Raw genomic sequence first — 13,210 nt, forward strand, 5'->3', positions numbered from 1 at the left:
ACTGGAAGGGCGCCCCAGCACAGCAGATAACACCCGTAGATTTTGACAAATTTTAAGAAAAGACCCATTTTGGCACTTTGTGACAAAACGGGGAATGTATATTTAGCGGTGTAGTAATCTTGCGTTTTTTTTCGCTTGTAACGCAAAGGAGTTGATGATGAAAAATGTGAAAAACAGTCCCATAGATCCATTGATGGAACCTGGTTGCAAATTGTGACCGGTTCCTTTTTTATACGGAGGTTGACAAGTAATAAAAAGTAATATATATTTATTATGTACAATATTTTCATGTCGAGAAGAGTCTCTCGGGCTGTTTCCGCAATGCCCCAAAAGCAACAAGAAAAACTAGCGTTGCTTGTTGACGACATACGGATGAATGGTCCCGTCAGAACAAACTGGCCAAATTATGGAATATTGGCAGGAACGTCTACTCATCATTGTCACCTATCCCACAAATGGGTGGCGTGTTGGATCGAAACGGAAAAAGGAATATCTGTGGAGGTTACTTATGCAGGCAGTCGTGGAAGCGCCCCCTATGCAGAACACTGATGAACCGGTATCTTTCAAGGTTTCGGGCAAAAATATTCCGAGACCTGTCATTGCCTTTTTGGACGCGCTGTTCCCCGATTCCGTCCGTATCGAAGACGACGATGACGTTCTCGAGCCGGTGGAAGAAATGGACTGGTACAAGAAGGCGAAAAAAAATATAAATCCAGCCAAGACGTTGAAAATAATGCGTGTAAATGCCGGACTTACACAAGCACAGTTGGCCCAAAAAGTTGGTCTCGCAAAACAGAATTACAATTCGCTTGAACGGGGGGCCAGACCCATTTCTATGCTAATGTCAAAGAAGTTAGCCGATGCACTCGGGACATCTTATTTGATGTTTTTCCGCGAAAATAAAAGTCAATCGCCTTAAATCTGCCACAGATTATTAAAACACTCCAGTATTCAACAAAAAACGACAACTTCGTTAAAAGTTGCCGTTAAAAAATTTACTGGATCCTTCGGCTTCGTCTATCGACTTCGCTCAGGATGACACGACGCCCAACTACCCCTGAGAGGTTTCAGCGAAGCTCAAGCGTTCGTAGTTTTTGAGCGCGAGGTTCAAGCGGTATTCATTCGGGAAGAGGCACACAAGATTGCGTTCCTTATCCATCATGCAATCGCCGGCGTATTCTTCGGCGAACTTGCCGACATCAGCTTCGGGGCCCTTCACCCAGCGGATGCAATGAGCAGGCACGCGGTCGAGCTGCACATCGGCGCCGTATTCGCTCTGCAAGCGGAACTTGAGCACGTCGAACTGGAGTTCACCCACGACGCCCACGACAGGCACAGCGGACTTGAGCGGTTCATAGAGCTGTGTTGCACCTTCTTCCGAAAGTTCAGCAAGGCCCTTTGCCATCTGCTTGGACTTGAGCGGATTCAAGAGCGTCACGCGGGCAAAGTGTTCCGGAGCAAAGTCCGGAATGCCCGTGAAGTTCATCTTTTCGCCGTCCGTGAGCGTATCGCCAATGCGGAAAAGTCCCGGGTCGTTGATACCCACGATGTCGCCCGCCCAGGCGTGGTCAATGACTTCCTTATCCTTAGCGAGGAAGGCGGTCGGAGCAGCCAAGCGAATGTCGCGGCCGGTACGCACGTGGAAAACCTTTTCGCCACGGGTAAAGCTACCCGAGCAAATGCGGAGGAAAGCCGTGCGGTCGCGGTGTTTCGGGTCCATGTTCGCCTGAATCTTGAAGACGAATGCGCTGAAAGCGTCTTCGTCCGGCTTGACCGGGCGCTTGTCGGTGTCGCGGATCATCGGCGGCGGAGCAAGTTTTGCAAAAGCGTTCAAAAGCTGGCGCACACCGAAGTTGTTCACGGCAGAACCGAAGAACACCGGGCACATTTCGCCCTTCAGGAACTTTTCGTGGTCGAACGGATCCATACCGCCCGTGACCATTTCGTATTCTTCCTTAAACTGATTCACCCAGTTTTCACCGCAGAGTTCAACCAAGCGCGGATCGTCCGGGCCTTCCATCTGAATAATTTCTTGCTTGCCATCGTCTGGGTTGAACGTATGGAACGTATTTTCGGCGATGGAATAGACGCCCTTGAAAAGCTTACCGACGCCAATCGGGAGCGTAAACGGAGCGGTCTTAATCTGCAAAACGCTTTCAATCTGATCGAGCAAGTCGAGCACATGGCGGCCATCCAAGTCCATCTTGTTGATGAACGTGATAATCGGCGTATGGCGCATGCGGCAAACATTCATCAAACGAATCGTCTGCTTTTCAACACCGTTCACGCTATCGATAAGCACCAAAGCGGCGTCCACGGCGGTGAGCGCACGGTACGTGTCTTCGCAGAAGTCCTGATGCCCCGGGGTATCGACGAGGTTGAACATGCAACCTTCGAACGGGAAGTTCAACACGGAACTCGAAACAGAAATACCACGCTGCTGTTCAATCTTCATCCAGTCACTAACAGTGTAGCTCTTGTTAGCCTTCGCGCGCACGTGACCAGCCTCGCGAATCACATTCCCGTACCACAGGAACTTTTCGGTGATAGTGGTTTTACCGGCGTCAGGGTGGCTGACAATAGCGAAAGTGCGGCGTTTTTCAATTTCTGGATTCATATTGAGCTATGGGGTATGAGGTCGTTCGCCTACGGCGCCCTCTGAGGTATGAGCAGAGTGTCATCCTGAGCGGAACGCAGTGAAGTCGAAGGATCCATAAGAATGTTAATTTTACGCGGGCAAATATAGCAATTTTAGAGGTTAAGTTCAATGTTTGGGGATAGTGGTTAGGATGGTTAGTTACTAGATATTCTTGGAAAAAGTCATTCTCGACAGAGCGTAGCGAAGGAGGGAATCCATCCATACGAATTTTTAATTGTATGGATCCTCCTTGCGGAGGATGACAGTGGCCTCTGTAACTCGGAACCCTTAACTCATTAGCAGAATCTTTCTACTTTTCTTGCTGCATGGCAATAAAGAAAGCGCAATCCAGAACAGCAAAGAATACGAGGACTCGGGTAACGCATGAGTTTCCCGCACTTTTCGACGATAATTCGGAAGTGCTTTTGCTCGGTTCCATCCCCTCGCCCAAATCGCGCGAACAGGGATTCTATTACGGCCACCCGCAAAACCGTTTCTGGAAAGTTCTCGCAAGCGTCTTGAACGAGCCTCTCCCAACGACCATCGACGAGAAAAAAGCAATGCTTTTAAAGCACCACATCGCCCTATGGGACGTTCTCGACAGTTGCACGATCATCGGCGCAAGCGACACAAGCATCGAAGACATTGTGCCAAACGACATCGCCTCGCTCCTCGCTCAAACGAAAATCAAGCGCATCTACTGCACAGGCGCCACCGCCCACAAACTCTACGAAAAGTACTGCGAAAAAGCAACAGGGATTAAAGCGGCAAAACTCCCCTCCACCTCCCCCGCCAACTGCGCCGTCAAATTCGAAACGCTGGTGGAAGCGTATCGAGAAATCAGACGAAAGAACGTCATCCTGAAGGCTGAAAGCCTGAAGGATCCAGCGCAGTTCTAGCAAGCTATGAGTATGTATTAAGGATATAAGAAGTTCCATATCAGCGATTAGAACTGTATGGATCCTCGCATTCGCGAGGATGACTGAGGTCGCAATCCTCGTCGCAGGAAGCAGCACACCCCTTCCTATCGCCTACTTCTAACTTCCTACTAAACGCAAAAACGCCCCGCGGTTTTAACCACGAGGCGCTCTTCATTTTACAAGGAAAAACTTATTTCTTTTTCTTGTTTGCGCTATTGCCGCGGACATCCTTCGGCTTGAACTGGACATTGATTTCCACGTTCGTCACCTTGGAACCGAGTCCAGACGGGTCAAACACCTTGTACGTAAATTCATCGATTCCAGAGAAGCCCTTGTTCGGGGTGTATTCGAAGGAACCATTCTTTTCGTTCAAGACGATTCGACCATTGCGCGGCTTCATCACAGTCTTCACAGATTCGAGCTTATCGCCATCCGGATCCTTAGCGGCAGACATAAGGCCTGTAGATGCCGGGACCTTGAGCGTTTCGCCTTCGCGAGTCTGGTAAGAGAGCGGCTTCGTTTCCGGAGCGTTGTTCACAGCGATCACCGTGAATGTAGCTGTCTTATGGGCCGTTGCACCTTCCGGGTCTGTGACCGTGAACGTGATACGTTCCGGCTTGCCCTTCCAATGAGAGTACGGCTGGGCCACAATCACAGTCTTCTTGGCCCTGTCGTAAGTCACTTGCAACTGCTTCTGACCCGTGAACTTCCACTTGAGATCGTCGAAGTTGTGGTCCTTATCGCGAGCGTACTGGTCCAGCTTAATCGTAGCAATAACGCCTTCGTTCTGATTTTCCCTAATAGTATAGTCAGGAATGTCGCGCATCACCGGAGCTGCATTCACATGCTTCACGATGAACTTCACAACAGACTTGTCCGTGCCACCAGCCGGGTCCGTTGCAGTGAAGACGAGCGTTTCTTCACCGAACCAGTTGTCTCTTCTCGGCTTGATTTCAGCAACGCGGTTGGCGTTGATTCTCACGTCGAGATTCTTGGCGCCAGTAACCTTCCAACGAATTTCGCTGTTCTTATGGTCCGGGTCGCTAACAAATTCATCCAAGTTAATCGGCTTGAACGTCTTGCCTTCGAGAGTCGTCTGTCCCGGAATTTCCTTCACCACAGGAACGTCGTTCACGGACTTCACCGTAAAGCGCACTTCAGTAGAAGCCTTTTCCTTGCTCGGGTCAAACACGTTGATCGTCACCGTTTCACTACCGTTCCAGTACTTGTTCGGGATTTCAACAGTGAGGATACCCTTGTCGCTAATGTTGTACTTGAGTTCATGCTTTCCGAACTTCGGAGCCGGTTCTTCTTCAACATGCTTCTTTTTCTTCTTGTCCTTTTTCTTGTCCTTCTTCTTGGACTTTGCAGGAGCAGCGGCAAACGGATTTTCGCCATCGATAGACCACTTGAGTTCATCGACGCTGTTGTCCGGGTCCGTCACAAACTTGGTCAAGTCAATAGCCGGGAAGGTCTTCTTCTCATCGATGACCTGCGGCGGAATCGGCTTAAACTTCGGAGGATCGTTCACCGGGATCACTTCGAATGTAGCCTTGGCAGACTGTTTGTCGCCAGCCGGATCCATCACCGTGAACGTAAGCGTTTCCTTACCAAACCAGTTCGGGTTCGGAGTCGTCACGCTGGCGCGGCCGTTCTTGATATCGACAACGAGATCCTTGTTGCCAGAAACAGTCCACTTGAGTTCATTCGGCTTGTTGTCCGGGTCATTCACGATCTTTGCAAGATCAACCGGAGTAAATCTTTCTTTCTCTTTGATCTTCTGATTACCGATTTCCTTCGTAATCACAGGAGGATCGTTCACCGGGGTCACTTCAAAATCGATCTGCTGAGAAGCCCTTGCGCCTTCCGGGTCGGTCACGTCGAGACGGATCTTTTCAGAGCCGTTCCAGTACTTGTCCGGAGTGGTCACCACGAGCTGCTTTTTCGCATTGATCGTCGCCTTGAGAGCGCGAGTCGGAGCGATTTCAAATTTCAAGGAGCTTGTCGGATGATCCGGGTCAGATACAAACTTCGTCAAGTCAATCGGTTCAAAGTGTTCTTTTTCCTTGATGGTCTGGGCCAAAATCGGTCTGATAACCGGAGCGTCATTCACAGACTCCACGGCAAAGTTAACAGTCTTGGAATCCGTTGCACCATCCGGGTCCTTCACCGTGAACACGACATTGCGTTCACCATGCCAGTACTTGTCGGCAATGTTGATGTGAGCGAGGCCGCCCTTGTAAATCACGACACTGAAGGCATCCTTGACAACTTCTTCTTCCTCGTCGTCGTCATCCTTCTTACCTTTCTTGCCCTTTTTGCTCTTCTTGGCCTGTTCAGATTCCGGCTTTTGCACCTTGACGGCCCAGGAAAGCTGTTCCATGGAGTTATCCGGGTCACGGACAAACTTGCTCAAGTCGATATCCTTGAACTGTCCCTTTTCACGGATTTTCTGCGGCGGAATGTCCCTCAAGACCGGAGGATCGTTCACAGACACAATTTCAAACGAAATCGTCTGGGATGTCTTGGCACCATCCGGGTCGCTCACTTCGAGCATCATCAGTTCTGGTGTGCACCAGAAATCCTTGTTCGGAGCCGTCACCGTAAGTACGCGGCTTGCAGAGATTTCAGCCTTGAGCTGCTTGGCACCCGTGATTCTCCAGCGAAGTTCATTCGGCTTGTTGTCCGGGTCCTTCACGAATTCGTCAAGCTTGATCTGCTTGAAGGTTTCCTTTTCCTTGATCTTCTGGTCCGGGATTCTCTTCACGAACGTCGGAGGATCGTTCACGCGAGTCACTTCAAAGAGCATCTTGTGGCGTGCATAAGCGCCTTCCGGGTCCGTCACGGAGAACGTGAGGTTTTCCTTACCGCTCCACTGCTTGTCCGGGACAGATATAATCACGGTGTTGTCCTTGCGGATATCCACCTTGAGGTCACGATTGCCAGAAACTTCCCACTTCAAGGAAGATGCCGGATGATCCGGGTCTTCGGCAAGAGTCGAAAGGTCGATCGTCTTGAAACGGCCACCTTCGAGAATCGTTTCGCCCGTCGGAGCGTTAGCAGCAATCACCGGAGCATCGTTCACGGAGCGCACTTCAAAGCGAGCCGTCTTGCTTGCAGAAGCACCTTCCGGGTCCGTTGCCGTAAACGTGATGTTAGCAGCGCCGTGCCAGTACTTGTTCGGAATGACAATGTTAGCCACCTGGTTTGCATCCACATTCACGCTGAGCTTTTCACCAGCCGGTTCTTCGTCATCCTTCTTGCCTTTCTTCTTGGAAGAAGCCTGGCTAATCGGGCTTACCTTGAACGTCCACTTGAGATCGCTAATCTTGTGGTCCGCATCCTTCACGAAGTCAGCAAGCTTGATCGGCTGGAACTGCTTCTTTTCGTCAATCGACTGGTCGCGGAGGTCACGAACAAATTCCGGAGCATCGTTCACAGAAAGCACGGTAAACGTCACTTCCTTGCTATCCGAGGCGCCATCCGGGTCCGTCACCGTAAAGCGGATCTTTTCAGAACCATTCCAGCTTGCGTTCGGCGGAGTCACCGTCACCTTGTGCGTTGCATCCATCGTCACGCGGAGGTCCTTGTTGCCTTCGATCTTCCACTTGAGGCGATTCTTGGCATGGTCAAGGTCTTCAACGTAATTGTCAAGTTCAATCGGCTTGAACGATTCTTTTTCCTTGACGGTCTGGCTTGCAATATCCTTCATGACCGGCGGGTCATTCACAGAAACAACGGTAAATGTAGCCGTTGTACGAGCCTTGGCACCAGACGGGTCCGTCACGGTGAATGTCACCTTTTCGGAGCCATTCCACATCTTATTCGGGGTCTTGACGGTCACAATGCCCGACTTGGACATATCAACCTTGAGGTCCTTATTGCCCGTAAAGTCAATCTTCAGGCTTTCAAAGCGGTCATCCGGGTCAGACACGAGTTCAGACACGTTGAACGGAGTGAATTCACCCTTTTCCTGAATGGTCTGGTCTGCCACCTGCTTGATTTCCGGGAGGTCGTTCACGGATTCCACAGTGAAGAGTGCAGAAGAGGAAGCCTTAGCACCTTCCGGGTCCGTCACCGTAAACGTAATTTCTTCAGCGCCATTCCAGAACTTGTTCGGAATGACAATCTTTGCAACCTTCTGGTCGTCAATTTCGACCTTGAGTTCAGATTCTCTCTTCTTGGAACCGGCAGCCGGCTTGCTAGAGACAGAGAACGTGAGTTCAGAAAGCTTGTTATCCAAGTCCTTCACAAGGTCAGCAAGCTTAATCGGCTGGAACTGGCCCTTTTCACGAATCGTCTGCGGCATCACCTGCTTCACGAACATCGGAACGTCGTTCACGGATTCCACCGTAAAGTTCGCCGTGCGTTCATCGCAAGCGTTATCCGGGTCGCATACCTTGAACGTCAGTGCTTCGGCACCGTGCCACTGCGGAGACGGCGGAGTGATACGTGCAACATGGGCTGCATCCATAGCAACCTTGAGTTCCTTGTTGCCCGTAATCGTCCACTTGAGGCGATTCTTGGCATGGTCAAGATCTTCGACAAAGTTGTCGAGTTCAATCGGCTGGAATTCGCCCTTTTCCTTGATCGTCTGTTCGCGAATATCCTTCATGACCGGCGGGTCGTTGATCGCCTTGACCGTAAACTTGGCAGAAGTCGATGCACGAGCGCCTTCCGGGTCCGTCGCCGTAAACATCAACGTTTCAGTACCGTTCCACTGGTCGTGCGGGATCTTCACGGAAACTTCATGAGACCTGTTATCGATATTGACCTTGAGATCCTTGTTGCCCGTCACTTCAACCTTGAGCTTGGAGAAGTCATGGTCAGCATCGCTCAGGTAATCATCCAGGATAAACGATGTAAATTCGTTCTTTTCATCAACGGCCTGGTCCGGGATTTTCTTGAATACCGGCGGGTCATTCACAGAACGCACATTGAGAGCGACATCCTGCTTTGCAGTACCGCCTTCCGGGTCCGTCACGGTAAATGTCGCAACCGTGTTGCCATTCCAGCTCGGATCCGGGATTTCAACAGTGGCGACATGCTGATCGTCAATATTCACATTGAGCGTACCAAGTTCCGGCATCGGCCCCTGGTGCTTAACTTCGACATCCCAAGAGAGTTCGGAATTCTTGTGGTCTTCGTCCTTGACAAAGTCATCAAGCTTGATCTTGGTAAACTGCTGCTTTTCATTGATATTCTGGTTCGGAATCGGGCGAATGAACTTCGGCAAGTCATTCACGGAGTTGACCGTAAACATGGCTTCGCAATCAGCAGAAGCGCCTTCCGGGTCCGTAGCCTTGAACTTGATGGATTCAGAGCCGTTCCAGAGTTTATTCGGAATGCGGATTGTGGCAACGCCACCAGAAACAGAGACTTTCAAGTCCTTGGCTCCCGAAACAGCCCACTTGAGCATTTCGATGCGGTGGTCCGGGTCCTTCACGTACTGTCCAAGCTGGATCGGAGCAAATTCCTGCTTTTCGTCAATCGTCTGGTCAGGAATGTTCTGAACAAACTCAGGAGCGTCGTTAATGGAGTTCACCTTGAAGAGAACATCCTGCTTTGCAGAAGCGCCGGCAGCGTCCGTCACGGTAAACGTCACGCGTTCCTGACCGTTCCAGTATTCATTCGGGATGGTCACGATGGCAGAGCCGTAATTGTCGATTTCGATCTTAAGGTCCTTGTTGCCCGTCACCGACCACTTGAGCTTCATGACATCGTCATCCGGGTCCGTAACATAGTCCGCAAGGGAAATCATGTCGAACTGGTTCTTTTCATCAATAACCTGGTCCGGGATTTTCTTCGTGAATGTCGGAGGGTCATTCACCGGAGTAACCGTAAATGCGACCGTCTTGTTGTCGCTACCGTAATCCGGGTCATTGGCAATAAACTTGATTGTGGCAGCGCCATACCAATGAGCATCAGGGACGACGACTGTCGCTACACGGTTTCCGTCAATCGTCACGGACAGATCACCATCAGCCTGGGGGCCGCCGGCCGGAATAACTTCCGTATCCCAGGAAATCTGGTCCTTCTTATGGTCCGGGTCGTTCACAAAATCGTCCAGACGGATCTTTGCGAACTGTTTACCTTCCGTAATGACCTGGCTCGGGATTTGCGAAACCACTGGCGGGTTATTCACGGATTCAACCGTAAAGTTCACCGTTTCAGAGGCAGAAGCGCCCTTGGAGTCCGTTGCCGTAAAGGTCAAGTCTTCGGAGCCATTCCAAAGCGGATTCGGAGTCGCAATTTCAACAGTATGGTCGGGAGAAATCGAAACCTTCAAATTTTTGTTGCCGCTCACCTTCCAGCGGATCTGCGAGGGCTGGTCTGAATCGTCAGATACAAAATTGTCGAGTTTAATCTTCGAGAAAGTTCCACCTTCCAGGATGGATTCGCCTGGAATACCGCCAACTTGAGGGGGTTCATTCGCCGGAGCTGGTTCAACAGCCGGAGCAGGTTCACTCACAGGAGCAGCTGCAGGCGCGGGAGCATCTTGTGGAGCCGGGGCCGCAGGTGCAGGATTTTGCGCAAACGATGACGTTGCAATCACACTAGCAGAAGCAAGCAAGGTCGTCATGGACCTTTTCAGTTTATTCATTTTATTTCTCCGAATACCATACACGCAATCAAAATTTCCCTATGAAATTTATCACACGTCCTTAAAAACGTATTTAAATATAACGCTTTTCCTTAAAATCTTTTCAATTGTCAATCATCTTTTTTCATAGCAAAAAAAGATATTTTTGTCCAACAATCTTCTATAAAACGCATAATTCCTTGACTATCAACGAATTATATGAATGTCGGCAAAAAAAAGTCGCCTAGAGACCTCCTTTCAAAAAAACACCTACTGTGAAAAAAAACTGTTATAGCCCAGATCTATTGTAAATTTTTTGTAAAACTGGATAAAAAACAGGTCTTATCCGTCTTTATATCGCTCCGAAAAGTGACAAAACATTCCAAAAAAAACTATTTTTTAAAATAAACCAATACAAATCAGGAAAAACAATGAAATTCGTATTTCTCTGCGACGCCAATTATCTCAAAGGCGACATGGTAAACTTCCAGAATAACTTCCCCACCAATCACGAACTCGTGACGATGACCTCTGAGGATCTTCTCCAGAGCAAGTCTATCATCGAAGGAACCTTTGCTATCTTGGCAGAACGCACCACTTGGCAGAAGAACTTCAGCCTTTTCCGCTACTTCGGCCTCCTCCCGCTCCTTGAAGTGCTCCCGCTCGGTATCGTTAGCCGTGGCCGCCGCAACGAGCCGATCAAGGGCCGCAGCCAGAACAGAAACCAGGAAATTTTCTTCAACCCGGCAGCATCTGCAGAAGAACTTTACCTCCAGGTCGACAAGTTCGTCGCTGCTCCTCCTTCTGGCTACTCCTATCCGCGCGGTGCCGCCAAGTAAGGCATGCAAAGAAAGGTCCTGGAAAACCTTTACAACCAAGGCGGGCTAACGCTTTTCGCCATCTCTGACGAAGAGGCGTTGCCCACGGAAGCCTTGCAGAAATTCGCACTGGCACTTAACGCCGGTGCGCGTTTTATTGTAATTGACTTTTCCGGCAAGCATCCGTTCGCAGGAAGCGCGCCATTCCAGGCCTTAGATCTTTCTCAAAAGCGACTTTCCCACGACGATATTGAACAGATTTCCGCCACCGACGGAAACATAATGTTCTCAGGGAAAAAAGCCATTCCCTCATCGGACACCGAATTTAGAACTCTCTACCACAATCTCAAGAATCTCGAAAAGATCGCCCCCCATGTCATCGGAATCATTTCGACAGAACAAGTTGAAAATGTCGGAGCACTGGTCTCGATGGCCCGAATCCTGATCATGCATGTTTCCGAGAAATCAGCAAACTCGGCAGCATCGTTCATCGAGGATGTCAAGGAATCACAGGGAATCGAGATTCTATGGCTCTCAAAAGAACTCCCCGCTAGGCGGAAATACCCGAAAGCCCGTAAAGCAATCCGCCGCAACGCCTGCGCCATCAAAGAAGCTCTCGCTGCCGATTTCCAAAAGAATCCAGAAGAATTCGCAAAAATCGTCAAAAAGCTCCATAAGGTTTCCATTCTCGTCAAAAACCCGCTTGACGGCGTACCAAGGCTCGTACGCAACCTGTTCCCGCTACTGCTTTTAGCCATCATTGTCGCACCATTCCTCTTTGTCACAGACATCGACAGGAGCGATTCCAACCTCCGCGACCGCATCCAGGAAAGAAACCAGCTATCCGTAGCCCCGTCATTTGAATACACCTTCGACGGCGTTGAAAACATGCAACGCATCGCCCGTTACGCCATTGGTCGATTTGACGCCATCATCACAAACGAGAAGATGATCAAGAACTACGTCGCGAAAACGCTTGAAGACAACGGTTTTGGCGTAACCGCTTGGGAAAAGGGAAACCTCAACATTCCGCCCAAAGGAACAACAATCCGCTTTTCGCGCCCAGACGACATAAAGCGCCCGGCCTCAGCAGACACCATCGGCGCCGCATGGAAATACTGGACATCAGTTATTTCGGACAGCATATCCTATATAACCGAATTTTACCACGAATACGCAACGGCCACGCAAAGAAAGCACAACGGCATCGACGTCGCAAGCCGCCAGGGTGCGCGTATTCTAGCCCCGTTTGGCGCCAAGGCATGGACAAGCCGTGACGAGCGTGGCGGCATCATCATAGCCCTTGTCCGCAAAAACGACGTTATCCTGTTCATGCACTGCGATAAGCTCCTTTATCTGAACGGCCAGGAAGTCATGCCGGGCGACCCGATTGCAACGGTCGGCACCACAGGCCACACCACAGGCCCCCACGCGCACATTGTAACAGGCCTTGTCAGCAAGAAAGGGAAAAAACGCGTCGGCAATGTCCGTTACGATGTCATTGACCCCATCAAGTGGTTTTACAAGTTCAAACCAACATCGAAATAGAATTTTAGGTGTTTTACGTCACACGTAACGTAAAAATATGCAAAAAACGGGCATTTGTAACAGCAAATTTACACCCATACTATCGCAAAATAATCCACAATTAAGTAACTTTGGTACACGGGATTGATGTAGTAAAAAAAGCAATGTCAAAACAAAAGGATTAGGACATGAAAAAATCCATCATTGGGGCATCCCTCATCATCGCAGTAGCACTCTTCACTGGTTGCTCTAGCGTTGTTACCCCCAAAGCCGAACTCGCCTACCATCATGATTCGGTACACAACATTCCCGCCATTGACAGCCTCATCGTCAGCATGAAGCAAGACTACATCAAGCAGTGCTATATGCCTGTCGCAAGCCACTTGCCGCCGGAAAATTCCTGCCAGTCCGATTTATTCCAGATGGTTGAACGTCGTTACCACATGGATTTCAACCAGAACCATGTTGCTGCAGCCAGCAACGAACTTTTCTTCAAGGACGTCGTTCCTGAAATCCAGAAGAAAGTCAAGAGAGAACCAGCCCTCCGCGATCCGCTGCGCCGCGCATTCTCCAACAGCAACGAAATGCTTGCCTACTACAAGGACAAGTACAAGTTCAACACCCAGATTGAACAGTTCTAATTCAAGTTTTTCTTGTTAAGACTACATTGGCACGGCTTTCAAGGCCGTGTTTTTTTTTCTATATTTGACCCGCAATAAAACAA

At 49.8% G+C, this 13,210-nt stretch carries 7 protein-coding genes; 5 read left to right on the forward strand and 2 right to left on the reverse strand.

Going from position 1 to position 13,210, the window contains the following annotated elements; all coding sequences use genetic code 11:
- Positions 1–508 precede the first annotated feature (508 nt).
- Positions 509–919 carry a helix-turn-helix transcriptional regulator gene (locus tag ACJMM9_RS11385; protein WP_405326935.1) on the forward strand — a complete coding sequence of 137 codons (411 nt, stop codon included), beginning with the start codon at positions 509–511 and terminating at the stop codon, positions 917–919.
- A 132-nt stretch (positions 920–1,051) separates the two neighbouring features.
- Here ACJMM9_RS11385 and ACJMM9_RS11390 read toward each other — a convergent pair whose 3' ends face one another.
- Entirely contained in the window at positions 1,052–2,617 is a 1,566-nt protein-coding gene (locus ACJMM9_RS11390; RefSeq protein WP_014547303.1) for a peptide chain release factor 3, read from the reverse strand.
- Between the two features lie 347 nt (positions 2,618–2,964).
- On the opposite strand from ACJMM9_RS11390, the gene ACJMM9_RS11395 reads away from it, so the two are divergent.
- Positions 2,965–3,537 carry a DNA-deoxyinosine glycosylase gene (locus ACJMM9_RS11395; RefSeq protein ID WP_405326938.1) on the forward strand — a complete coding sequence of 191 codons (573 nt, stop codon included), beginning with the start codon at positions 2,965–2,967 and terminating at the stop codon, positions 3,535–3,537.
- Between the two features lie 211 nt (positions 3,538–3,748).
- On the opposite strand, the gene ACJMM9_RS11400 is transcribed toward ACJMM9_RS11395, so the two are convergent.
- Positions 3,749–10,162 carry a tandem-95 repeat protein gene (locus ACJMM9_RS11400; RefSeq protein WP_405326941.1) on the reverse strand — a complete coding sequence of 2,138 codons (6,414 nt, stop codon included), beginning with the start codon at positions 10,160–10,162 and terminating at the stop codon, positions 3,749–3,751.
- 410 nt (positions 10,163–10,572) lie between these two features.
- Here ACJMM9_RS11400 and ACJMM9_RS11405 point away from each other — a divergent pair, with 410 nt between their 5' ends.
- The 3 genes from ACJMM9_RS11405 (at position 10,573) to ACJMM9_RS11415 (ending at position 13,127) form a co-directional block, all read left to right on the forward strand.
- Positions 10,573–10,980, forward strand: coding sequence for a hypothetical protein (locus ACJMM9_RS11405; RefSeq protein WP_072828146.1), 408 nt, complete (start codon positions 10,573–10,575; stop codon positions 10,978–10,980).
- 3 nt (positions 10,981–10,983) lie between these two features.
- The gene (locus tag ACJMM9_RS11410; RefSeq protein ID WP_405326945.1) at positions 10,984–12,507 is read left to right on the forward strand and encodes a M23 family metallopeptidase; all 1,524 of its coding nucleotides are present in this window, start codon (positions 10,984–10,986) and stop codon (positions 12,505–12,507) included.
- Positions 12,508–12,674: 167 nt separating this feature from the next.
- Complete coding sequence (locus tag ACJMM9_RS11415; RefSeq protein ID WP_405326947.1) at positions 12,675–13,127, forward strand: hypothetical protein; 453 nt, start codon at positions 12,675–12,677, stop codon at positions 13,125–13,127.
- Positions 13,128–13,210: the final 83 nt, after the last annotated feature.

This window comes from Fibrobacter sp. (genome assembly GCF_045112255.1).
Classification (GTDB): domain Bacteria; phylum Fibrobacterota; class Fibrobacteria; order Fibrobacterales; family Fibrobacteraceae; genus Fibrobacter.

Excerpts from the sequence above, each read along its gene's own strand:
- ACJMM9_RS11385 (WP_405326935.1), top strand. The coding sequence starts at position 509 with ATGCAGGCAGTCGTGGAAGCGCCCCCTATGCAGAACACTGATGAACCG.
- ACJMM9_RS11390 (WP_014547303.1), bottom strand. The coding sequence starts at position 2,617 with ATGAATCCAGAAATTGAAAAACGCCGCACTTTCGCTATTGTCAGCCAC.
- ACJMM9_RS11395 (WP_405326938.1), top strand. The coding sequence starts at position 2,965 with ATGGCAATAAAGAAAGCGCAATCCAGAACAGCAAAGAATACGAGGACT.
- ACJMM9_RS11400 (WP_405326941.1), bottom strand. The coding sequence starts at position 10,162 with ATGAATAAACTGAAAAGGTCCATGACGACCTTGCTTGCTTCTGCTAGT.
- ACJMM9_RS11405 (WP_072828146.1), top strand. The coding sequence starts at position 10,573 with ATGAAATTCGTATTTCTCTGCGACGCCAATTATCTCAAAGGCGACATG.
- ACJMM9_RS11410 (WP_405326945.1), top strand. The coding sequence starts at position 10,984 with ATGCAAAGAAAGGTCCTGGAAAACCTTTACAACCAAGGCGGGCTAACG.
- ACJMM9_RS11415 (WP_405326947.1), top strand. The coding sequence starts at position 12,675 with ATGAAAAAATCCATCATTGGGGCATCCCTCATCATCGCAGTAGCACTC.